General features: G+C 63.3%; 12 protein-coding genes and 2 pseudogenes. 8 read left to right on the top strand and 6 right to left on the bottom strand.

The genetic code is table 11. The features are described 5' to 3' along the window. Positions 1 to 274: 274 nt before the first annotated feature. Positions 275 to 883, bottom strand: a complete 609-nt coding sequence (locus LNW72_RS00470; RefSeq protein ID WP_250973451.1) for a hypothetical protein — start codon at positions 881 to 883, stop codon at positions 275 to 277. 133 nt (positions 884 to 1,016) lie between these two features. On the opposite strand from LNW72_RS00470, the gene LNW72_RS00465 reads away from it, so the two are divergent. Continuing rightward, on the top strand, positions 1,017 to 1,292 hold the full coding sequence (locus tag LNW72_RS00465) for an immunity protein Tsi6 family protein (protein ID WP_250973450.1): 276 nt from the start codon (positions 1,017 to 1,019) through the stop codon (positions 1,290 to 1,292). 278 nt (positions 1,293 to 1,570) lie between these two features. On the opposite strand, the gene LNW72_RS00460 is transcribed toward LNW72_RS00465, so the two are convergent. From LNW72_RS00460 to LNW72_RS00445, 4 genes are all read right to left on the bottom strand, one after another. Then, positions 1,571 to 3,277, bottom strand: a complete 1,707-nt coding sequence (locus LNW72_RS00460) for an ABC transporter family substrate-binding protein (protein WP_250973449.1) — start codon at positions 3,275 to 3,277, stop codon at positions 1,571 to 1,573. A 61-nt stretch (positions 3,278 to 3,338) separates the two neighbouring features. Then, a complete protein-coding gene (locus LNW72_RS00455) occupies positions 3,339 to 5,432 on the bottom strand; it encodes an ABC transporter ATP-binding protein (protein ID WP_250973448.1) in 2,094 nt (697 codons plus the stop codon). After that, a complete protein-coding gene (locus LNW72_RS00450) occupies positions 5,429 to 6,436 on the bottom strand; it encodes an ABC transporter permease (RefSeq protein ID WP_250973447.1) in 1,008 nt (335 codons plus the stop codon). The genes LNW72_RS00455 and LNW72_RS00450 overlap by 4 nt, the downstream gene beginning before the upstream one ends. A gap of 44 nt (positions 6,437 to 6,480) precedes the next feature. After that, a complete protein-coding gene (locus tag LNW72_RS00445; RefSeq protein WP_250973446.1) occupies positions 6,481 to 7,443 on the bottom strand; it encodes an ABC transporter permease in 963 nt (320 codons plus the stop codon). 792 nt (positions 7,444 to 8,235) lie between these two features. Here LNW72_RS00445 and LNW72_RS00440 point away from each other — a divergent pair. The 5 genes from LNW72_RS00440 (at position 8,236) to LNW72_RS00420 (ending at position 15,092) form a co-directional block, all read left to right on the top strand. After that, entirely contained in the window at positions 8,236 to 10,155 is a 1,920-nt protein-coding gene (locus LNW72_RS00440; RefSeq protein ID WP_250973445.1) for a hypothetical protein, read from the top strand. 421 nt (positions 10,156 to 10,576) lie between these two features. Beyond that, complete coding sequence (locus LNW72_RS00435) at positions 10,577 to 10,864, top strand: DUF1330 domain-containing protein (protein ID WP_250973444.1); 288 nt, start codon at positions 10,577 to 10,579, stop codon at positions 10,862 to 10,864. A 54-nt stretch (positions 10,865 to 10,918) separates the two neighbouring features. Continuing rightward, a complete protein-coding gene (locus LNW72_RS00430; RefSeq protein WP_250973443.1) occupies positions 10,919 to 11,449 on the top strand; it encodes a PaaI family thioesterase in 531 nt (176 codons plus the stop codon). A gap of 626 nt (positions 11,450 to 12,075) precedes the next feature. Then, entirely contained in the window at positions 12,076 to 14,547 is a 2,472-nt protein-coding gene (locus LNW72_RS00425; protein ID WP_250973442.1) for a helix-turn-helix transcriptional regulator, read from the top strand. A gap of 179 nt (positions 14,548 to 14,726) precedes the next feature. After that, the gene (locus LNW72_RS00420; protein ID WP_250973441.1) at positions 14,727 to 15,092 is read left to right on the top strand and encodes a nuclear transport factor 2 family protein; all 366 of its coding nucleotides are present in this window, start codon (positions 14,727 to 14,729) and stop codon (positions 15,090 to 15,092) included. 124 nt (positions 15,093 to 15,216) lie between these two features. On the opposite strand, the pseudogene LNW72_RS00415 reads toward LNW72_RS00420, so the two are convergent. After that, positions 15,217 to 16,150: pseudogene (locus LNW72_RS00415) on the bottom strand (IS630 family transposase); the annotation flags it as partial. Between the two features lie 183 nt (positions 16,151 to 16,333). Between LNW72_RS00415 and LNW72_RS00410 the strand changes: the two are divergent. Both LNW72_RS00410 and LNW72_RS00405 read left to right on the top strand, forming a co-directional pair. Further along, positions 16,334 to 17,962, top strand: a pseudogene (locus LNW72_RS00410) (DUF4158 domain-containing protein); the annotation flags it as partial. Positions 17,963 to 18,299: 337 nt separating this feature from the next. Next, positions 18,300 to 20,960, top strand: coding sequence for a LuxR family transcriptional regulator (locus LNW72_RS00405; RefSeq protein ID WP_250973439.1), 2,661 nt, complete (start codon positions 18,300 to 18,302; stop codon positions 20,958 to 20,960). Positions 20,961 to 21,020: the final 60 nt, after the last annotated feature.

Genomic DNA, 21,020 nt, shown 5'->3' with positions numbered 1-21,020 from the left:
CTGTTCTTCTCGCTGATGGGCGTCGAGATCCGGGGATCGCTCTGTGAATCCCGGGCGTTAATGTCCGGGATGGATATGCTCCCGGGTAGCACCTGATCTCCCCGGAAGCGCCGAGGCCGATGGGAGCCACCCTCGCAGCGCGGGTCTCTACTAATGGGCCGGCGGAGAAGCCAGGCACGTCCAGAACGACACCGTGAGTAGCCGACGAAGTCGGCCGGGTCCTTCGGTGTACGTCGGCGGCGTCCTAGCGACGACCAGGTCGTGCTCCCGTCACTTATCGGCCGGCGAAATGCCTGACGATCTCGGGGAGCACGACAGCGTTCCATCCGGACATGTCTACGGACATCGTGGGCTTCTCGTGCACCGCACCGTCGCTGGCCGACCAGATTCGTACCATTCCTTCAGCGAACTCCGCGTTGGCGATCTGCAGCCAGGGCACAGTCTTCCCGAACAGGCGCCGGGGGCGCAGCCCCTGGGAATCGGCGTCGATGCGGGAGGAGGCCGGGCCGCCGAAAGTGACCGTTTCGCCGGCGAGAACACGGCGGGCGGATTCCTCGGCGATCCGCGGACAGACGGAGGCCTGGATGAGGCCGACCAGTTGACGCCACGTTGCGCGGGCGTCCTCGAGTTCGCTGCCCCTTCGGTAGGCATCGAACATGAAGGTGCACTTCCGCTCGCCCTGGGCCAGCCCAATGGTGTAGCTGGCTTGATTTATCCTGGCTGCCGCGCGATAGAAAACACGGTCGACGGAGTCAAGTCGGAAGACCTGCTCGCCGATCGATATGGAATCGGCGGAGGCCACGAGCGCACGCTTGCCCTTCCGTATCCGTATCTCGTCGAACGGCTGCGCATCTGGTCCGGAAGAAGAAAACTGATCGCTCACGGAGTCTCCAAGTAGTGTGGGCCCGGAGGCCTGCAGCCGGTTGGCATCGCACGGAAGCTCTGTCTCCCCGGCAATGATAGGTCCATGGGAGTGTTCCCATACTGGCCCGAACCAGAGGGAGGAAGATGCAACGATGGTCACCACCCCGGAAAATCTCCCAGTTCTCGTCGAAGAGGCGCTCGCGATGATCGAGATACGGATTGGACGGTCGGGCAGCACCGGCATCCACACCTCGGTCAGAGCGCAGTTGCGCTACATGAAAAAGGTGTTGGCGGCTAGTTCGCGGCCCGCAGAGGAGGATCTCGACAGCCTGACGCTCGGTATCTACGCCGCCCGCGAGTTCGAGGCGTCCGACCCCGAGCTGGCGAATGTGCTCTTTGAGGTGCAATATCTATTCAAACGTCTGTAGCTCCGCCACCCCAAGTGATCGAGGCCCGTAGACACTTGTGGACCTCATCCGACGGTGGACATTCGTACGGGATTCGATGAATAGACACTGGCACAGAACAGCTGAAGCCCTCTTGTCCCATGGGGCAAGTCGCGCCCGCGGCCCTCGGAGCGCCGGCCGCTACGCGGGAAGCCGGCCGGCCCCATCGCACTCGGCCTGTTGTGATGAAGCGGGCGGGCCCCCGTTCTGGGACGAGGCCCCGCCGTCGTCGACCGTCTCCCGGGATTCCGAGGACGTCACTACTTGGTGAATCCGATCTTGGTCCAGTCGGTGTCCTGGAACCCGAAAGCGCCATAGTTGGCCAGGGTCGGCTTCGTCGCCACGATCTGCGGGCGCTGGTAGAGCGGCAGGTTGACCGCCAGCTGCCACAGCAGCTGGTCGGACTTGTTGATGTCGGCCAGGTAGGTGGCGGCGTCGATATCGGTCCCGGCAGTGTTCATGGTTGCGTCGAGCTCGGTACTGCCCAGGCGGGAGTAGTTCTGCCCGACATTCCCCTTGACCGGGGCCAAGAAGCTGGCTTCCGAGTTGGTGAGCGGGAAGAATGGAACGCCGCCGACCCCGGAGAAGATTGTAAGATCGAACTTGCCTGCGGCGATATCGTTGAAGAACTGGTCCGCCGCACCGTTGACCACGGTCACCTTGATACCAATCGCCTTCAGCATAGGGACCAGCAGCTGCGACTCGTTGGTCGCTACCGGGGTGCCAGCCGGGATCTCGAGGGAGAGGTCGAGCTCTTTGCCGTTCTTGCTTCGGTAGCCGTTGGCGCCCGCCTTCCAGCCCGCGGCGTCCAGCTTGGCGCCGGCGCCCTTCGGGTCGTAGGCCCCCAGCGCACCAGCGTTGTCCACGTAGCCATTGGCGTTGTTGACCAGGAAGTGATTGTTCAACGACTTGATCGGCCAGGGCAGGCCATTCAGGTCCGACTGCCCGATAGCGGCGCGGTTGATGCCCTGGAAGACGGCCTGGCGTACGCTTTGATCCTTGAGATTGGGGCTGTCACCGTTCAGCAGCAGTTGGCGCAGGTTAGGTGCGCCGGCGACGCGGATCGACACCCCCGGGACCGATTTTGCCTTCTTGTAGGCGTCGACGGAGGGTCCGATATCGCTGATGTCGACCTCGCCCGAGGCGAAGGCGCTCGGCGCGGTGGCGGCGTCCATCGTGCGGAAGTTGATTTGGTTCAGCACCGGCTTCGTGCCCCACCAGTTCGGGTCGCGCACCTCGGTGACGACCTTGGTGGTCGGGTTCATGGACTGGACCTTGAACGGGCCCGCAGTGACCGGGATCTTGTTCTTGTAGGACGCCTTGAAGCCATCCAGGGTACCGATCTGCGACGCTGGGTAGAGCGGGGAGAACAGCGACTGCCAGTCCGCGAAGGGGCTGCTGTAGGTCACGATGACCTCGAACTGGTCCTTACCCTGTGCCACCGAACTGATTTGGCTGAACCCGGTGGTGCTGATGACGCTGTACTTCGGGTCCTTGCCGTTGGAACTCGCCCAGATCGCCTGGAAGTCCTTCCAGGTGATCTGAGAGCCGTCGGACCACTTCCCGCGCGGGTTCAGCTCGTACGTGGTGACCTGCTTGCCCCCGACGATCCCGTTCTTCACGTTCAGCAGGTAGTCGGTATTCGTCGACAGCTTGTTGTCAGCGGTTGAGTGGTAGAGGCTCGGCAGCATCGGCGCCATGGTGTCGACAATGGACACCTCGTTCTGAGAGTCCGCGTTGTAGACGTTCCACTGGGTGGAGTACTGGTCGACCGGGAAGTTGAGAGTACCTCCCTGCTTGAGGTCCGCCGAGTTGACGGGGTTGACCATGTTGGCGGTCGCGGCGTAGGAACCGTGCGTGGCGCCGGCGCTGCCGGTCTTGGTGCTGCCGGAGCAGGCGGACGCGGACAGCGCGATGCCGGCAGACAGTGCGATGGCTGTGGCTAGTTTGAGGGTGTGGCGAGACACGGTGAGGCCTTCCTGACTATTTCGATGGAGCTGGGCGGGCGCGTTGCCGAGGCAACCGGCGTCAGACGACCTGAAGCGCGGCTGTGTAGTGACAGGCAGCGCTGTGGTCGTCGGCCAAGACCTGCGGGGCAGGGTCCTCGGTCCGGCAGCGCTCTGCCTCTTCGTCGTCGAGGCCGATGAATTTGGGGCACCGCGTCCGAAAGCGGCATCCGGACGGAACGTCCGCCGGACTCGGCAGGTCCCCGGCCAGCAGGATCCGCTTGCGGTTACGTTCCTTGCGTGGATCAGGCAGGGGCACCGCCGACAGCAGCGCTTGGGTGTAGGGATGGGACGGTCCGGTGAAGATCCGCTCCGCGTCCCCCAGTTCGACGATCCGGCCCAGGTACATGACCGCGACTCGGTCCGCGATGTGTCGGATCACCGAGAGGTCATGCGCGATGAACAGATAGCTGAGGCCGAGTTTCGCCTTGAGATCGTCGAGGAGGTTGATCACACCCGCCTGGATCGACACGTCGAGCGCAGACACGGGCTCGTCGAGCACGATCAGGCGGGGTTCGAGCGCGAGCGCGCGAGCGATGCCGACGCGCTGGCGCTGGCCGCCGGAGAACTCGCTCGGGTAACGCTCGGCATGCTCGGGAAGCAGGCCGACCAGGCGCAGCAGCTCCGGCACGCGTGAGCGAATCCGGTCGCTAGTCCAGCGGTGGGTACGCATCGGTTCGGCGAGGATGTCGCCGACCGGCATGCGCGCGTCGAGCGATGCCATCGGGTCCTGGAAGACCACTTGGAGGTCACGTCGCAGGTCACGGCGTGCCCGCCCGCTCAACCCCTTGGTCTCCCTGCCGAGCACGGTGACCGATCCGGCCTGCTTGGTGGGCAGCTCCAGGATCTCCAGCAAGGTGGTGGTTTTGCCGCAGCCGGACTCGCCCACCAGGGCGAAGGTTTCCCCTTCCCGGATATCGAAGCTCAGACCGTCCACAGCCTTGACGGTGCCCACCCGGCGCTTGATGACCTGTCCCTTAGTCAGGGGGAAGTGCTTGACCAGGTTGTCCACCTTCAGGACTTCGGCGCGCAGGCTCCGGTCGACCGCCTCTTGCCGGGTCGGGAGGACCGGCGCGGCGAACATCCCCGCCCGCACGATACTCACCCCGATCTCGCCGGACCGGTGGCAGGCGCTGGATAGTCCCTCCACCCCCTCGACAGCGACCAGCGCTGGCTCGTGAGAGTGGCACACCTCGACGGCGATGGGGCAGCGAGCGGCGAAAGGACACCCCTGCGGCAGATCGACCATGGACGGCGGGTTGCCCTCCACCGGCGTGAGCGCCCCGTTGCCGGACCGGTCGAGTCGCGGAACTGCACTGAGCAATCCGATGCTGTAGGGCATGTGGGGGGTGTAAAAGACATCTTCGACGCCCCCCGCCTCGACCGGCCTGCCCGCGTACATCACGGTGACGCGATCGGCGATGCCGGCCACTACACCCAGGTCATGGGTGATCATCAAAATGGCGGCGCCGGTGACTTCCTGGGCCCTCTCCAAAACATCCAGGATCTGTGCCTGGATGGTCACGTCCAGTGCAGTGGTCGGCTCGTCGGCGATGATCACCTTGGGGTCGTTCGCAATGGCCATCGCGATCACGGCGCGCTGCCGCATGCCGCCGGAGAACTCGTGCGGGAACCCGTCGATGCGGCGTTTCGGATCGGGAATGCCCACCAGGTTCAGCAGCTCCAGCGCGCGTTCACGCGCGGCCTTCCGGCTCAAACTCCGGTGCACCTGGAGCGCTTCGATCAGCTGGGTGCCTATGGAAAAGACCGGTGTCAGGGCGGACAGCGGATCCTGGAAGACCATACCGATGTCCTTGCCGCGGACCCGCGACATCTCGCCATCGCTCAGGCCGAGCAACTCCCGGCCCTCCAACCGGACGGATCCCTGAACCAGGGCGCTGGGGGGCAGCAGGCCAAGGACGGCTGTGGCCGTGACGGACTTACCGGAACCGGACTCGCCGACGAGGGCCAGCGTCTCACCGGTACGCAGGGTGAAATCTATGCCGCGTACAGCCTGAACCGGGCCAGCCTCACTGGGGAAGCTCACCCGCAAGTCGCGTACCTCCAGCACTGCCTGCGGCACTGCGGTCCCGGGATAAGGAACAGAGATGGTCACGAGGCAGGCCCTTCCACGGCGGGGACGGTGTCACTGATCGGATCGGAGATCCTCGGTCCGGTATCCGGGACAGCGGCCCGGACTCGTGCCTTCGCTCCGGCCGCACTAGGGTCGAATGCATCGCGCAGCCCGTCGCCGATGAACGCGGTCGCGAGCCCCATCAACACCAGGAAGCCCGCCGGGAAGAAGAACATCCAGGGCGACGTGGTGGCCGCCGGCTCACCAGTAGCGACCAAGGTGCCCAGTGAGATGTCCGGCGCCTGGATGCCGAAGCCGAAGTAGGACAGCCCACTTTCGGCCAGGACAATAGCGCCGACCTGGATGGTGGCGTCGACGATCAGGATGGAGGCCACGTTCGGCAGGATGTGCCGGAAGATGATGACCATGGGATTGACGCCCATGTACTTGGCCGCCAGTACGTACTCACGGTCCCTGAGGGTCTGCGTCATGCTGCGCACCACGCGCGCGGTGATCATCCACCCGAAGGCCGCCAGCAGGATGACGAAGATGAGCCAGGTGCCGCGCACGAGCTTGGGCGCGATGATGGCCAAAATGAGAAAGCTCGGGACCACGAGCATCAGCTCAACGATCCACATCAGGATCCGGTCGACCCAGCCTCCGAAATATCCGGCCGATGCGCCTACCATCGCGGCGATGAACGTGGTCAGAGGACCACCGATGAGGCCGATGATCAGAGATTTTTGCAGGCCCCGGAAGATGAGCGCCATCATGTCGATGCCCGGCTGGCTGGTTCCGAACCAGTGCGCGAAGCTCGGCGGAGCGCCCAACTCGTTCCAGTCGTTCTCCGTGTAGCTCCACTGCAAGAAATGAGGAATCACGTAGGCACCCGCGAGGAGCACCACCAGAATGCACACCCCTGTCAGGGCGAGGCGGTTGCGTGCGAAGCGGCGAATGACGAGCCGGCCGCGACTGCGACTGCGCCGCGCCCCGACGACGGGTGCGGAGGGGGCGGCCGACTCTTCGGCGGCAGATGCAGCAGTCATCCGAGTTGTCTCCATGGAATCGGCGAGCGGGGGTCCGGGTGCGTTCACGCTCGGACCCTCGGATCGAGTGCCGCGTAGACCATGTCGGAGACCAGGCCGGCCACCAGCACCAGCCCGGCGGTGAAGACCCCGATCGCCGCGGTGGCGTTGACGTCGTTGTTCTGAATGGAGCTGATCAGCCACTCACCCATGCCGTGCCACGCGAAGATGGTCTCTGTGAAGGTCGCGCCGGTAAACAACAGGATGATGTTGTAGACGAGTAGCGGCATGACCGGGATGACCGCGGTGCGCAGGCCGTGCTTGACGACCGCCTGGCGCATGGTGAGCCCCTTGGCCCGTGCGGTGCGTAGGTAGTCCGCGCCGAGAACGTCCAGCATCGTGCTGCGCTGGAATCGGCTGAACAGGGTGACCTGGATCAGCCACAGGGTGAGAGTCGGCAGGATCAGGTGCTGAGCGTTGCTCAGCACGATCGCCATAGTTCCGTGCGCGTTGGGGTCATACATGCCGATGTACTGGATCGGGGACCCGAACCAGTTGTCCACCGTCTGCAGGGTCACCGCGATCACCACGGTCGGGGTGGCCAGGATCGCGTACGAGACGATCGTCGAGGCCTTGTCGGACGGCCGGTACTGGCGGAGCGCGTTCCAGGCGCCGAAAGCGACACCGCTGACCGCGCTGAGAACCGTGGCGAAGAAAAGCAGTTCGGTGCTGACAAAGATGCGTCGTCCCATTTCCGAAGCGACTGAGTCCCCGGTATAGGTGGTGCCAAAATCGCCGTGCAGGACACCGGTGAGCCAGTGCCAATAGCGCACCGCGACAGGCGTGTCAGGATCGAGGTTCTGATCCCGGAGCAAATTGTGGATCGTACCTATGGGAGGCTGCGGATGTTTCTGAAGATAATTGACGATCGGCTCCAGCGCGACCCCCGCGATGAAGTACGTCAAAGTAGCGGCAAGAAATACGAGAACCACATAGTTAATTGCCCGGCGAAACAGGAATTGTGCCATACTTTGACCCTCATCGTCCCGTGGAGCCGTATCGGCCGTCCGAGTTCCAACACAAAATTCATGCCGGACTTCACATTCGCCCCGTTATCGACTTTCCGACATCTCTTGTAACTGCTGAATGCAATGACCCCGCCCAGCAGGCGGGGTCATCGCAGACTATAAATTTGATCCACAGGAGGCGTGAGTACTCACTGCCTATTTCATCTCGGCCAAACGCCGATCGACCGTGACCTGGGTCACTCCGCCGAATCGGCGCCGCCGCCGGAAGGCCGCGGTACGGACGGGCCCCGAGCCTCTGCGGATCGGCCCGGCCTCTGCCGTCTCGGCACACACACCTGCCGCGGGGTCTGTAGTGCCGCGGGCGGAGGGTCAGTCGAGGAGAAAGATCGCTCCGCAGGCACCCATGCCTCGGCGCGAGGGGCCTACTCCCTGGCGCATGACTCCGGTAGTCGGGGCCGAAAACCGCGATCCGGAGCTTGGGGCCTCGGTCGACCGTGGATCTATGAGTAGTAATTACCCATGGGGAAGGTCAATTGCTCAATTATCATTCCTTTTGGGCGATTAGAATTCCTTGCGCAAGGCGATTGGCGAACACCCTCCGTAAATTTCAATCATGGAAATTGGCTCATTTGCGCCGATTGCTCACGGAGTGGCGGATCTCGGGCTCATTATGCAGATGCGTAATTGGGCGCCCTCGACGGGAGCCACCTTAGCGTGAGGTGCAGATATAAGTTAGTTATTCGTGAAGCGAAGATCAAGAGCGGGATGCTGGAATTACTGAGGAGTGCTCTGGTGCAGAGTTCCGCAAATGAAGAAAACTCGGTAGAACTGCTCAGCGGATTGGACAAGATGCTCGCTGATGGCGAGCAGGCACTTTTCGGAGAAGGTAATCTGCGTGACAGTAGGGACTATTTTGAGACAGCATTCCGTGCTGCCGAGGCACTAGGCGATGGAAAATCCATGGCTGCCTCGGTCCTCGGTTTGGGCGGGATCTGGTTGTACGGATACCGCAACTTTTCCGATGCCGCACTGCTCCTCGAAAGACTTCGTCGTTCACTGGCCATGGTCGACCCGAACAGTTCCCTCGGGCTGAGGCTCAGGGCAAGAATTATTTGCGAGAGCGGCAGTCGTGATCGCACCAATGACGTGGTAGCTATCCTCCGAGAAGCAGAAGCATCCGTGAATCCGCTCGTGATAACCGACGTGTTCAACGTCGCCCATCAATTCCTGATGGCACCGGATCACGCCGAGCTGCGGAATCAGCTGTCTGCGGACATGATCGCCGAGAGCTTTCGGACAGGTCGCCACAGTGATCTGCTGTTGGGGCTGCTCTGGCAGACGATCAACAAGCTGATCTGTGCGGATCCGCAAGCCGAACGACGGCTGAATGAACTGCGCGCGAAATTGGCTTACCAAAACCACTTGGCGATCGGTGTCACAGTGGAGGCGATTGATGCCATGCGCACCGTACGCGCCGGGCATTTGACTCAGGCCGAGGCCATGGCGACCCAATGCCACACGCACGGCACCGCGATAGGCGAGAGTCGAGCCGCAAGCCGACGAATGGCTCAGCTGGTGGCCATTCGCTGGTACCAAGGAAGACTGGGAGAACTCATCCCTGCTCTGATCGAGATTGCAGAATCCCCAGGCCTGGATGATGCAAACCATTTCTTCACAGCCGTGCTGGGCTTGGCCGAGTCGATGTCCGGAGAGAAGCACAAGGCTGCAGCCAGGCTGGCACGCCTGTGCAGCAGAAATCTCACCGACCTCCCACGTTCGAACAATTGGCTCCCAACTGTCTACGCCATCATTGAAGCGGCCTCTGTGCTCGGCGACCGCCGGATCGCGGTCCTGGGGTACGAAGCGCTGCTCCCGTTCGCCGACCTTTCGATGACCGGTGACCTGGGCGAGATCTGTTTCGGGTCGACACATCATGCGCTTGGCGTGGCCTCGGTGACCTCGGGTGAGCTGGACAGCGCTGCAGAGCATTTTCGGCGAGCCGCGCAGCAGAATCTCTCCACGGCGCACTGGTCCGCAGTAGTGCGGTCGCGGCTCGAACTGGCCGCAGTCCTTTCATCTCGTGGCCTCCCGGAGGCTTCAGAAGAAGCCGCTCTCGAATTGTCGACAGCACGGGACGAGATACAGGAACTCTCCGTAGAGGTACCTGAGAGCTATTCTCTTGAGCAAGGATCAGTGATAGCCACCTGTACGCGGGAAGGGCGTAGTTGGCGGATCGAGCTGAGGAGAAAAAATGCCATTGTGCTGCACAGCGTTGGAATGTTGTACCTGGCAATGCTCATCGCCAACCCGCGCCAGGAAATCCAGGCTCTTGATCTGGTGGCGGGCTTGGGCGTATTGAGCCGGGGCAGTCTACCTTCTCCACAGCCTCTCCTGGATAGCACGGCCGTTCAGGAGTACCAGAAGCGCCTGCGTGAGGTACGACTCAAAATCGATTCCCGAGGGGAAGAGGAGTCGGAATATATCTTCACGCTCCGCAGCGAACGTGATTGGCTCGTTGCAGAGCTTGCTGGAGCCGCCGGAATCAGTGGCAGAAAGAGAAATTTCTCCGATGGGAAGGAGCGGGCGAGAATATCGGCAGGTAAGGCAATCCGCCGTGCCATCGCACGTATCACGGAGGTCGATGAGTCGATCGGTATGCATCTGCAAAGAACAGTGCATACGGGAAATCAATGCTCCTACTGGCCCTTGTAAGCGAGGGATGTCGACTCTCCCCGTAGGGCCCGGTGCTCGCCCGCGGACGCCGTCGTCGCGCGAGCGATCGGTGCCCGTAGTGCCGGCCACAGCCTGACGCGGCGTCTGGTGGCTTCAGATCCGCTGGTTCGGCAAGGGGCGCGGCTCCCTGGCGGGTGCTGTCCTCGTGGGCGATAGTTGCGCCCTTGGTGATCAGGGTGACAGCCCTCTCCCAGGCCACAGCCGCAACGGCGGTGCTCTGAGCCGATCACCGCACCCTCCTGGCTTCAGGAATGAGGAGGCAGGAAGCTGCAGGCGGCTCGTGATGCGCCGGTGATCAGATGATTACACTTGAGTACTAATCACTTAGGCAGTCGTCGTCGGGATGGACCATTATTTGAGGTGATCCAAACATCGATGGCCGGGACGCGAGGAACGAACGATGGCAGTCTATGTGGTGGCGCAGATATCGATAAATGATCGGGCTGCATACGGTCGATACCTGGCGGGGTTCATGGATGTACTCCGTCGCTTCGAGGGAAAATTGATGGCCGCCGATGAGAATCCTATTGTGGAGGAAGGGGAATGGAAGTACGACAAGGCCATTCTCATTTCTTTCCCAGATGAAGTCCTTTTTCGCCGGTGGGCAGGGTCCCCCGATTACCAGATGATCTCGATCGACCGGAAGGCGGGTACCAACGGAGTCGTAATTCTCGTCAAAGGTATCTGATTCCTTGGAGTCATGTGGCCATAGCTCGCTATCGGCAGGAAGCCCGACGGAACGGTGGCCTATATTCCGGTAGTCACGGACTGTTTGGCGCCAGATCACAACCATCCGACCTGTACTTCAGACCAGGAGAAGGCCATCGGCGAATCAGGTGTTTTCGATGCCAGCGTGGAAGCGCGCGTGAGGGACAGCATCGCGCGCCAGAGCATGCTGACCACTCTCGGTATACGTGCCGACGTAGTAAGGGCTGGGCACGTCGAGCTGTCACTGAAGCATCGCGAGGACCTGTGCCAGCAGCACGGCTTCCTCCACGCAGGCGCGATAACGACTATCGCTGACAGCGCTGCGGGGTATGCCGCCCTCACCCTGGCGCCGCCCGACCGCGACGTGCTGACCGTGAGTATCGCGACGAACCTTCTCGCGCCGGCCGTCCAGCCGAGATTCGTCGCCACAGGCACTGTCGTCCGGGCCGGCCGCACGCTCACTGTCGTGACGGCACAGGTGCGAGGCATCGCGGCGGATGGATCGACAACCGTTGTGGCGATCATGCAGGCCACGATCATGGCAGTGACGCTTATGAGCCAATGAAACCGGCCGGTGCGTGAGCTGTTACCTGCGGTGGCCCTCCGCAGGACGGCGGTACCGACTGGGAACCCGCGCAGCCCTACGGTTGGTAGTGCCCGCTTCATCGCAGGCGGGTTTAGATATTCGGCCGTGCAGGATATTATCAGCTTCGCCCTCGCCAACGCGGGAGGAAGCGGCTGTGGGCGGATATGTGCCGGGCATTTCGGTCGTGGAGTACGGTGCGGAGAGGCGGACCCAGATCGTCACGCACGTACTCACCTCGCTCGAGATGCCGCGGCCCCACCCTGGGTCGAGATTTAATATCCCCCTGATAGTTTACGGCGGCCGGGACGTGACGTTTTCTCGCAGGGATTTTATATCCGCCTGTAAGTTATAGCCGATCGTCTATTCCGTCCAGGCACGGAATACTGACCGCTCGGCGAACTAAGAAGGTTGTCATGACTGGATTGAATCCCGCGTCCTCCTGGCCAATGGCAGGCCGTGAGGCAGAGCTTAGGACTTTCTCTACGCTATGGGTCCTGCAGGGTTTCCATGGAATCGTACTTCGGGGGCCGGCCGGCGTGGGGAAGACCCGTTTGGCGGAGGAGTGTCTCGCCCGAGCGGTGCGCGCGGGTTTCAAGAGTGTGCGTGTGGGCGCCCACACGGCGGCTAGTACGGTGCCATTGGGGGCGATCGCCCACCTGATACCGGCCGGCCTGGACCTGTCGGATCCGGTGAAGGCGTTCCCTCTTGTTGCCGCCGCACTGGTTGGTCCGCAGGGGGACCGCAAATGGGCCGTCCTCGTCGATGATCTGCACCTTTTGGACACAGCCTCGGCAGTGTTGCTGCACCAGCTGCTGAAGACCAGGGCGATCCGGCTGATCGGCACGGTCCGGACGGGTGAGCCGACGAACGAAGCCGTCGACGCGCTGTGCAGAGCGGACGGGGTGCACCGGCTGCAGGTGGAGGCGATGAACCGGCAGCAGGTCGCGGCGGCCCTGGAGGCGGCACTGGGGGGCAGGGTGGGACGGCGGACGATCCACGAACTGCACGCAGCTTCCGGTGGCAACGTGCTCTACCTCCGCGAACTGGTGATCGGCGCTCTGGCGGCCGGCACGCTCGGCACTGACGGCGCGATCTGGGAACTCGCCGCACGTGGTCCGGAAGGCACACCGAAACTGGCCGAACTGATCAACGCACGACTGGCCGACGCCGACCCCGAGGGGTGGCCGGTGCTGGAACTGCTGGCACTGTGCGGGTCATTGTCCCTGACCGATGCGCAGGCGGTCGCTCCTCCGGACGCTCTCAGTAGCCTTGAGAGCAGCGGTCTCATCCAGGTCCTTACGGATTCGCGGCGCACGGTCCTGCATTTCCTGCATCCCCTGTACGGCGAGGCGGTGCGGGCCGAACTCCCCACGTTGCGGCGCCGAACCTTGCTGTTGAGACAGGCCGAACGCGTGCAGGCGTACGGGGCGCGGCGCCGGGAGGACATACTGAATCTCGCGACCTGGCACCTGGCCGCAACCGGGAACGCCGATCCCGGACTTCTCATCCAGGCGGCCACACTGGCCCGTCATGTCCGTGACCACGCGCATGTCGTCTCACTGCTCAGAGCTCTGGAAGATCGTGACCACACCGCCATGACCCTTCTGATGCTCGGCGAGTCATTGTTCGTCCTGGGAGATGCGCAGGACGCCGAGGAGATTCTTGGCAGAGCGGCCGCAGCCGCCTCAGATGATTTTGAGAAGGTGGAGATCACTTTCATTAGGTCTCAAAACCTCTTCTGGGCCCTCAATGACACCGCCGCATCGATGGCAGTGAATTCTGCAACTCATGAGCGTCTCACCGACGCGGAGGCTCGACGCACGCTGCGCATCAACGAGGGAATCATGTTGACCATGTTGGGGCACCCTTTGAAGGCGCTGCCGCTGATGGGCGACCTGAATACCGAATCCGGCGGCACGCCGAAATTCAGGATTTCCCTCATAGCGGCAATGATGCGCCCGGCCGCACTGGCCATCGCCGGGAGGACCCAAGAGGCAATAGCGGCTTCCGAAGAAGCTTATGCGGTTCATGGCCGAATCGGTGATCGAATGTCAGCTGCCGCACCGGTCGGTCATCTCATCTCCCTGATGTTGGCTCTCATGGAGGCTGGCCAGCTAAAAAGGGCCCGCGAAACCGGCCAGCAGGCGTGGGATATGTATGGGCACCATCGGAATCCATTGACACTGATATGGCTGGCTTACCATCAGGGCCGTGCCGACTGGCTGGCCGGCCACGTGGAATCCGCGCACCGGTGGTTCGCTGAGGCCGCAGCGGCCGCCCGTACCTACCGCATCCATCGCGGTATCAGGCTTGCCCTCTCGGGGCTGGCCGCCTGCGCCGTTCTCACGTCTGATCTAGCCATGGCGGAGAGCATCGAGCGTGAGGCTGCCGCCTACCCGCTTTCGGAGTTCCGCAGCGGGGAGCAGCGACTGGGTGAGGCATGGCTGCACGTCTCCCGCGGGCACCTTGGAGAGGCCCGTCGGGTGCTCACGGAAGCCGCCACGATGTCCCGTGAAAGCGGCGACAATACTTCCGAGGCGATGCTGCTGACCGACATCGCCCGCTTGGGCGGAGCGGAGCAAGTGGTCGACCGCTTGAGTGAACTCGCGCAGCTCTGCGACGGAGACTTCATGCCGGTCCGGGCTCGGCTGGCTTCAAGTCTCGCCTCGAACGATCCGGTCTCCCTCCTGGCCGTTTCCAACGAACTAGACGCCGTGGGGGCCGACTTGCTCGCTGCTGAGGCTGCAGCGGCCGCGGCGGCGGCCTGGCTGCGCATCGGCCACGCTCACCAAGCAGCCCTCGCGACGGCGCAGTCGCAGGCGTGCGAGGCCCGTTGCGGTGGTTCCAACACCCCTCTGCTGGCCTTCGCCCATGCGACAGTCTCACTCACCAACCGCGAAAGGGAGATAGCCCTCTTCGCTGCCACCGGCACCACCAGCAGAGAAATAGCCAATATACTGCAGCTGTCTGTTCGCACAGTGGACAACCATCTTCAGAGCGTCTACCGGCGGCTGGGTATCACTAGTCGCCGGCAACTCGCCGAGGCTCTTGACAAAAGATCCACGGCGAGCGCGTGAGGCTGTCGCTGCAGTGACAGCCTGCTCCTATTTATGCACCCACCGGAATAATTCCTGGGAATCCCAGCACCATTTTTCGAACAAGCTGTCGGTCGGACGAGTGGCGTGTTGCTATGGCTCTCTAGCCAGTGAACAACGTCACACATGCCTCATCTGGACCCCTGGGGTATCATGGGGGAATGGAACTAGAAATTGCACAAGGGTTCGCCAAGGACTGGCAGGAATCCTGGAATTCACATGACCTCGAACGCGTTCTTTCTCATTATCACGATGATGTGGTGTTTCGCTCTCCGTTGATAGCGCAATTCACTGGTAATGCGTCTGGTGCGGTCCACGGGAAAAGCGCACTAAGGGAATACTGGGCTGAGGCGCTGCGGCGCGTTCCTAGTCTTCACTTCGAGGTGATCGATGTGCGCGCCAGTGTCGATTCCGTTGTTATCAACTACCGCAACCATGCGGGAGGAGAGGTGAGCGACGTCCTAACATTCCGCGATGGATTGATCGTCGAGGGGTTCGGTGCGTACGGCGCTACTCCGACACATTAGCTGCTCGAATCTTCACTTCGCAGGAACGTGTCGGTGACCGCAATCGGCGATGCTCGCATGCGGTGATGGGCCCGACACCGTGCTGATTCCGATGTGGCGGAGGTCCTTGCTTCGTGACGGTCCGTCAGTTTCTCTGGCGGGCCGTTTCGGGGTTGTGGGTCGGGTGGGGCCGAGTTCCACGGCTCCATCGGCAGAAGCGTGCGAGGGGGTCGAGGATCTCTTCAGCTGTGTTGGTCCAGATGAACGGCTTGGGGTCGTCGTTCCAGTTCTTGACCCAGGTGCGGATGTCGGCTTCGAGGGTTTGGACGTTCTTGTGTGCGCCCCGGCGGATCATCTGGTCGGCCAGGAAGCCGAACCATCGCTCGACCTGATTGATCCACGAGGAGCCGGTGGGGGTGAAGTGCATCTGGAACCGCGAGTGTTTGCTCAGCCACGTCCTGATCGCGGGAGTCTTGTGGGTGTCGTAGTTGTCCACGATCAGGTGGACCTGCAGGTGCGCGGGCGCCTCCTTGCCGATGCGGATCAGGAACTTCTTGAACTCCGCCGCCCGGTGCCTGCGGTGCAGGGCACTGATGACCTGCCCCGTGGTGACATCGAACGCGGCGAACAGCGTGGTCAGGCCGTTACGAACGTAGTCATGAGTGCGGGGTTCGGGCATGCCCGGCATTATCGGCAGCACCGGCTGGGAGCGGTCCAGCGCCTGAATCTGGGACTTCTCGTCCACCGAGAGAACCACCGCGTCCTCGGGCGGGTTGAAATACAGTCAGTCCGGCGACGTCGTAGACCTTCTCCACGAACAACGGGTCCGTCGACAACTTGAACGTGTCCGTCAGGTGTGGCTTGAGCTGGAACCTCCGCCAGATCCTGCCGACGGTGGACTTCGAAAGACCACTGTGGTCCGCCATCGACTTGCGCGACCAGTGAGTGGCGTTCTTCGGGATCCTCTCCAGCGTCGCCACCACGACCGCCTCCACCTGACCGACATCGATCGTGGGCGGCCGGCCCGGCCGGGGCTCATCGACCAGACCGTCCAACCGGGCGGCGAGGAACCGTCGCCTCTATTTGCGGACCGTGTCCGCGCTCACCCGCAGATCCGGCCCCGTGTCCTAGCTCAGACACCAGCCGCAAAGTAGGTCGCGGGTAGCCGGAAGGATCCCCGTTTCCCTGGCCTGGGCGCTGTCGTTGGTCTGGTCGAGTGATCGAGACCGAAGGGGCGGGCGTGCGGACAAGAGTGGTCGCCAGAGGAGCTGTTGGCGAACTGGACGCTGGTGGATGGCGACTGGGACCTGGTGGCGAACAAGAGCGGGGCGACCAGGCTCGGCTTCAGCCTACTGCTGAAGTTCTTCGAGCTTGAGGGTCGGTTCCCTGACCCGCTGGAAGAGGTTCCGCTGGCTGCGGTCGAGTACGTCGCCGACCTGGTGAAGGTCCCGGCCAGCGACTTCGCGAAGTACGCGCTGGTCAGTCGGACCGCCGAGTACCACCACAGGCAGATCCGCGAGGCCCTGGGGTTCCGGCCGTCGACGGTCGCGGAGGAGAAGGCGCTGGCCGACTGGTTGGCCGTGGGGGTCTGCCCGGTCGAGCTCGTGGAGGACCGGCAGCGCGAGGCCTTGCTGGTTGAGTGCCGGGCGCGGAAGATCGAGCCTCCGTGCCGGACCCGGGTCGAGAGGGTCCTCGTTGCGGCGCGGGGCAGGTGGGAGAAGGTGTTCTGCGCCCGCACGATCGACCGTCTGGGCGAAGTGGGCACGGCCCGCCTGCTGTCCGTGGTCGCCGAGGACAACGAGGAGGGCACCTCCCTGCTGGCCGCGCTCAAGCGCGACCCGGGTGCAGTCGGCCTCGACTCCCTGCTCACTGAGATCACCAAGCTCAACGATGTGCGTAGGCTCGGGCTGCCTGACGGGCTTTTCGCTGACTGCTCGGGGAAGCTGGTGGCTGCCTGGCGGGTGCGGGCGATCAAGATGTACCCCTCGGACTTCCGCGACACTAGCGAGGACGTTCGGATCACCCTGCTCGCGGCGTTGTGCTTCTCCCGGCAGGCGGAGATCACCGACGCGCTGGTGGATCTGCTGGTCGCCCTGGTCCACAAGATCAATGCCCGTGCCGAGCGGCGGGTGGAGAAGCAGCTGGCGGCTGAGTTGAAGAAGGTCCGCGGCAAGGAGGGCATGCTCTTCAAGCTGGCGGAGGCCGCCGTCGACAAGCCCGACGAGGCCGTACGCCTGGCCCTGTACCCGGTGGTCGGTGAGAAGACGCTGCGCGAGCTGATGGCCGAGGCGAAGGCGAACGAGAAGGTCTTCAAAGCCAAAGTCCGCACCACCCTGCGGTCCTCCTGCAGCTCGTACTACCGGCAGATGCTGCCGCTGCTGCTTAGCTCACTGGGCTTCACTTGCAACAACACCGCCTACTGGCCGGTGATGGACGCGATGAAGCTGCTGAAGAAGTACGCAGACGTCGACGGCAAGACCCGCTTCTACGATGCCGCGACCGCCGAAGAGGTCCATGACCAGCGCGCCGTCACCCTCACCCAGGCATACCCCGCCACCCCGAACGCTTCGGCCGCCGCCCCAGACCACCCGCAATACCCCAGACCGCCTGGATCAACAACCCGGCCAAACGCAGAGAACCCACACCGCAAACCTCATAGCGTCACGACCCTCTCACTGGACTTGAAATCTTCCGGGTCGACCACGCGCCGAACTCAGCCGGGGCCTCCCACCACTGCGCTCCAGTGGCGAACAGCCAGACCACCTCTGTCGCTCCCGAAACGCCCGACGCTCGGCGGTCAGGCCGCCACCTTGCGCGTACCTCATGAAGACGGCATACCGCTGGGTCACCAGCTGTCAGCTCTCACAACGCTGCACATGGGAGGTCAGTAGGGGATCATTCTTCGCGTTTCAGCTCAAACCTCGGACACTCCTCCACATGAAAGCCCGAAATTAGTTACGGGGAACTGAACGCCGCCCCCCGGCGGCCCGTACACATGACTATGCGGTTCCCAGTGGGCTGCTGGGCGTTGCGCATGACGCCTCTGCGTGTCCCGCCTCGGTACCCGAAGCGGGCCTCGCGTGGAGAACCTTCTGGGCATGGATTGCTCCCATATCGCTACAGTATGAGTAGAAGGATAATATGTCGGGTTAAACTATCCTGAGTAATCAATGGCCGGTTTCGCTGGGGGCACGAGACTCGCGGCAGCGATGTCGCAGGGAGGTTGGGATGGGCGTGCAAACTCGGGGCTCGCACTGGCCGCTGGTGGGCCGGGAGGCCGAGCTGGATGCCTTCGAGACAGCGTGGGCGAACCCGCGGTGCCGAGGTTGGATGATCTTCGGTTCCGCCGGAGCGGGCAAGTCGCGTCTGGCCGAGGAATGCCTTGCCCGAACAGTGCGCAAGGGATGGAAGAGCGGGCGGGCGACGGCTTCTGCCGCTGCCGCAGCGGTTCCGCTGAGCGCGATTGCCCATCTCATCCCGTCTGGTATCGACCTGTCAGACCCGGTGAAGGGGTTCGCTGCCGTCGACCAGGCGCTAGCGGGGCCGGGCAGGCGGCGCAAGTGGGTCATCTGGGTCGACGACCTGCACCTGCTGGACGCGACCTCCGTGGTGCTGCTGCGGCAGCTCATGGATGCCGGCGTGGTGTGGCTGATCGGCACAGTCCGCACGGAGAGTCCGGTCAGCGAGGTGGTCCAGGCGCTGACCGGTGGAGGAGCAGTGCAGCGCCTGGATCTCCCTGAGTTCCAGCTCGACCAGGCCCAGCGGTTGCTGTCGACCGCTCTGGGGTGCAACGTTTCCCTCTCGACGCTGCACCGGCTGTACGAAGTGTCCGGCGGTAACGTGCTGTATCTGCAGGAGCTGGTGACCGGTGCTCTCCAGAGCGGTGCGCTAGTCCGCAATGGTGAGATCTGGGAAATATCCCAGGATAGGCTCCTGAGCACGCCATTGCTGACCGACCTCATCAGCGGCCGTCTTGCTGCTGCCCCAGCAGTCGCCCGTCCCGTTCTGGAATTGCTGGCACTGTGCGAACAGCTTCCCTTGGCCGATCTCGACGCGCCGCTGGACGCCCTGGCGGACCTCGAAAGCGCCGGACTGCTGCGCGTACACCTGGAGGGGCGTCGGACCACCGTGACACTCGCCCACTCCCTGTACGGCGAGACCCTGCGTGCCGGCATGACCGCCCAGAAGCGACAGGACCTGCTGCTGGCCCAGATCCGCCGGGTCGAGGATCGGGGCGTCCGGCGCCACGACGATCCGCTGCATATAGCGACATGGGGGCTGAGCGCCACCGGGACCGCGGATTCCGATCTCCTCGTCCGCGCGATCGGTCTCGCACACCATTCACATGACTACGAGCGCGTTGTGAACTTGACGAGTGCCTTGGGTGAGGAGCATCAGAACACGGACATCCGCTTGATGCTCGGCCTGGCCTGTCGCGGTCTCGGCGACTTCGACAGGTCTGAAGTGGTCCTGGCCGACGCGTACCGGCATGCCGTGGACGAGAAGGAAAGAGTCGCCGCAGTCATGCTCAGGACGTTGAACCTCTACTGGGCAGGCGCTCGCGTCGAAGAGACCCAAGAGGTCGACAGCATCGCCCGCGAGCATGTCACGAGCAGTGCTGGCCGCCACATGCTCGACATCAACCAGGCCGCGATGCTGACGGTTTCGGGACAGCCCGAGCGCGGTCTTACGATCCTCCGCGACGTGAGTGCTAAGGACATCCACTCGACGCTCGATGTCAACGTGCTGCTCTACGGCATGGGGATGAAGACTGTCGGCTTGACACTCGTCGGTCGTACGGCGGAGGCGATCTCCGCGGGGCAAGAGGCGTATGAGGCGCATGTAAATGCGAACCAGCGTGCTTTCATGCCGCATCCGTCGACCCAGCTAGTCCATCTGGCCCTGGCACTGACCGAGTCCGGCCAGCTCAGAAAAGCATACGACGTGGCCTATCGGGCCTTCTTTGAGTTGCAGGGGGAAACCGTCGCTTGCCTGCTGGCCGCAGGCCAGCTAGGACGGATCGAGTTGCTCAGAGGCCATGCGGCCTCCGCTCGCCACTGGTACGCGGAGGCTGCCGCGATCGCCCGATCGGTCGGATCGGCGGCTCTGAAGAGCGCACTCTCCGGGCTCGCCGCAGCAGCTTCCTTGACTGGTGACACGGAAGGTGCAAAGTCCGCACTCGTAGAGGCCGAGGGCATAGAATCCACGGCGTATCTCGCTGGTCAGGAGATCTGCCTGGGCGAAGCGGGATTGATGGTGGCGCTCGGAAACACTACTGAGGCCCGCGAGCTGTTGCTTGCCGAGGCCGCTCGGATGAGGGCTTCAGGGCAGTTGACCACGGAGGCCTGGCTCCTGACAGAGGCGGCGCGTCTGCGTGGCAGCAAGGAGCTGGCCGATCGATTGGTTGAACTGGCCGAGATCTGCGATGGAACCCTGATTTTGGCCCGGGCCCACTTCGTCGGCGCACTCGCGGACCGTAACGCGCCAAGGCTCCTCGCCAGCGCGGACGAGTTCGAGGTCATCGGCGCGGACCTGCTGGCCGCGGAAGCCGTCACTGCCGCGGCGCACATCTGGCGCAAGGCAGGCGAGACCCGTCAGGCCACTGCCGCTACCAGGCGGGCCGCTGCCTGCATGGCACGTTGTGAAGGCGCACAGTCCTATCTGCTGGCTGCGGCGGAGGACACCGCGGCGCTCACCTCGCGCGAGCGGGAGGTGGCCATGCTCGCCATGCGCGGCACCTCCAGCAGAGACATCGCCACCGCGCTGCACCTGTCTGTGCGGACGATCGATAATCACCTCCAGAGCGTCTACCTGAAGCTGGGCGTGACCAGCCGGCGCCAGCTCTCGGGGTACATGGAAACGATTGGCACGGCGCCACGCCCGCACTGACTCGGCCGCAGGCGCGGGACCGACGTGTCATGACTGCTGCGCTGCTATCCGGGCCAGACC

This window comes from Streptomyces sp. RKAG293 (assembly GCF_023701745.1).
In the GTDB taxonomy this organism is placed as follows: Bacteria; Actinomycetota; Actinomycetes; order Streptomycetales; family Streptomycetaceae; genus Actinacidiphila.
The sequence above is the reverse complement of the archived record's forward strand: the minus strand, read 5'-3'. Positions and strand labels throughout refer to the sequence as shown.

Excerpts from the sequence above, each read along its gene's own strand:
- LNW72_RS00465 (WP_250973450.1), top strand. The coding sequence starts at position 1,017 with ATGGTCACCACCCCGGAAAATCTCCCAGTTCTCGTCGAAGAGGCGCTC.
- LNW72_RS00450 (WP_250973447.1), bottom strand. The coding sequence starts at position 6,436 with ATGACTGCTGCATCTGCCGCCGAAGAGTCGGCCGCCCCCTCCGCACCC.
- LNW72_RS00445 (WP_250973446.1), bottom strand. The coding sequence starts at position 7,443 with ATGGCACAATTCCTGTTTCGCCGGGCAATTAACTATGTGGTTCTCGTA.
- LNW72_RS00435 (WP_250973444.1), top strand. The coding sequence starts at position 10,577 with ATGGCAGTCTATGTGGTGGCGCAGATATCGATAAATGATCGGGCTGCA.
- LNW72_RS00420 (WP_250973441.1), top strand. The coding sequence starts at position 14,727 with ATGGAACTAGAAATTGCACAAGGGTTCGCCAAGGACTGGCAGGAATCC.
- LNW72_RS00405 (WP_250973439.1), top strand. The coding sequence starts at position 18,300 with ATGGGCGTGCAAACTCGGGGCTCGCACTGGCCGCTGGTGGGCCGGGAG.